The sequence below is a fragment of the Sphingomonas sp. Ant20 genome (assembly GCF_000783375.1).
GTDB classification, from domain to species: domain Bacteria; phylum Pseudomonadota; class Alphaproteobacteria; order Sphingomonadales; family Sphingomonadaceae; genus Sphingomonas; species Sphingomonas aerolata.
Genome location: NZ_JRVI01000229.1, coordinates 1 through 1886, shown reverse-complemented (window position 1 = coordinate 1886; position 1886 = coordinate 1). Strand labels below are relative to the sequence as shown.

Annotated in this window: 2 pseudogenes; both read left to right on the top strand. The window is 69.4% G+C overall.

Features of this window, described 5'->3' with window-relative positions:
* Window positions 1–449, top strand: a pseudogene (locus tag NI18_RS19120) (ATP-binding protein); the annotation flags it as partial.
* A gap of 310 nt (window positions 450–759) precedes the next feature.
* A pseudogene (locus NI18_RS19115) lies at window positions 760–1691 on the top strand (phage major capsid protein); the annotation flags it as partial.
* Between the last annotated feature and the right edge of the window lie 195 nt (window positions 1692–1886).

Below are 1886 nucleotides of genomic sequence, written 5' to 3'. Positions count from 1 at the left end.
TCGTGTGCGTCGCGCTGGGCGAGGACGGGCTCGCCTATGTGCTCGAGGATGCGAGCGTTTGCGGGGCGTGTCGCCTGAGGGCTGGGGCGCGCGCGGGTGGGCGGACTGTGCGGCGCGGCATGGCGCGGACCGGGTGGTCGCGGAGTGCAACCAGGGCGGGGGAGATGGTCCGCAGCGTGCTGATGGCGGCGGACTGTGCGCTGCCGGTGCGGCTGGTGCATGCGAGCCGCGGGAAGGTCGCGCGGGCGGAGCCGGTGGCGACCTTGTACGAGGGCGGGCGGGTCTTTCACGTCGGGGCGTTTCCGGCGCTGGAGGACGAGCTCTGCGGGCTGGTGAGCGGGGGGTATGTCGGGCCGGGGCGCTCGCCGGATCGGGCGGATGCGCTGGTGTGGGCGCTGACGGAATTGTGCTTGCGGCGGCGGGTTAAGGTGGGGGTTCGGGTGGTTTGAGGGGGGCACCGGCCCGTCCCCCCCCCGTCCGTTCGTGCTGAGCGTAGTCGAAGCACTGGCGCGCGGGTCGTGCCCTTCGACTTCGCTCAGGGCGAACGGGGGTGGCGTTGTGGGTGGGGTTTCGAGCCTCACGTGCCCTCACCCTCCCACGCTTTGCGTGGGCCCCTCCCTCTCCCCCTAGGGGAGAGGGGTTTTGAGTTTCGGGCGTCCTTCGGGGCGCCTTTTTTTTGTTTCTTGGCAGGGAGATGGACATGACGGTGATGGATCGGCCGATGCTGGAGGGGGCGGCGCTTCGGGGGCGTTTGCGGGGTTCGTGCGGAGTGGCGCGACGATCGAGATGAAGGCGTTTACCGGGGTCTCGGGTGATGCGGGCGGCTATGCGGTGCCGCGCGAGGTGGATGCGCAGATCGATGCGGTGCTGAAGGGCATTTCGCCGATCCGGGGGATCGCCAATGTCGTGAAGGTGGGCTCGGCGGGGTATCGCAAGCTCGTCACGACGGGCGGCACGCCGTCCGGCTGGGCGGCGGAGAATGCGGCGCGGCCCGAGACCGCGACGCCGGTGTTCGTCGAGATCGTGCCGCCGACCGGCGAGCTCTATGCCAATCCGGCGGCGAGCCAGGCGATGCTCGACGATGCGGCGTTCGACGTCGAGGCGTGGCTGGCGGGCGAGATCGCGATGGAATTCGCCAAGGCCGAGGGTGCGGCGTTCGTCGGTGGATCGGGCAGCGGGCGGCCCAAGGGGTTCCTGACGCAGCCGACCGCGGCGACCGCGGACGGGGTGCGGGCGTCGGGACGCTGCAATATCTGGCCTCCGGGACCGCGGGGGATTTCTCGGCGAGCCCGCAGGAGCGGCTGATCGACCTCGTCCAGGCGCTGCGCGCGCCGTATCGGCAGGGGGCGAGCTTCGTGATGAATGCGAGCACGCTGGCGCGGATCAGGAAGTTCAAGACGAGCGACGGGGCGTTCGTGTGGGCGCCGTCGCTGGCCGCGGGGCAGCCGGCGACGTTGCTCGGCTATCCGGTGATCGAGGCGGAGGACATGCCGGACATCGCGGCGAATGCGCTGTCGATCGCGTTCGGGAACTTCCGGGCGGGGTATCTGATCGCCGAGCGGGCGGAGACGGTGATCCTGCGGGATCCGTACTCGAACAAGCCGTTCGTCAATTTCTACGCGACCAAGCGGGTCGGCGGGTGCGTGACGAATTCGGAGGCGATCAAGCTGATGAAGTTTTCGGTGAGCTGATCGGGGTGTGAGGGGGGGTGGGGCGTTTCGAGCCTCACTTGCCCTCACCCTCCCACGCTTTGCGTGGGCCCCTCCCTCTCCCCCGGGGGGAGAGGGGTTTTGGTCCCCCCTTCTCCGTCATCCTGACGAAAGTCAGGATCCAGGGTCGCGGGGGTGACGCTTTTTGGCTCTGGGTCCTGACTTTCGTCAGATGCG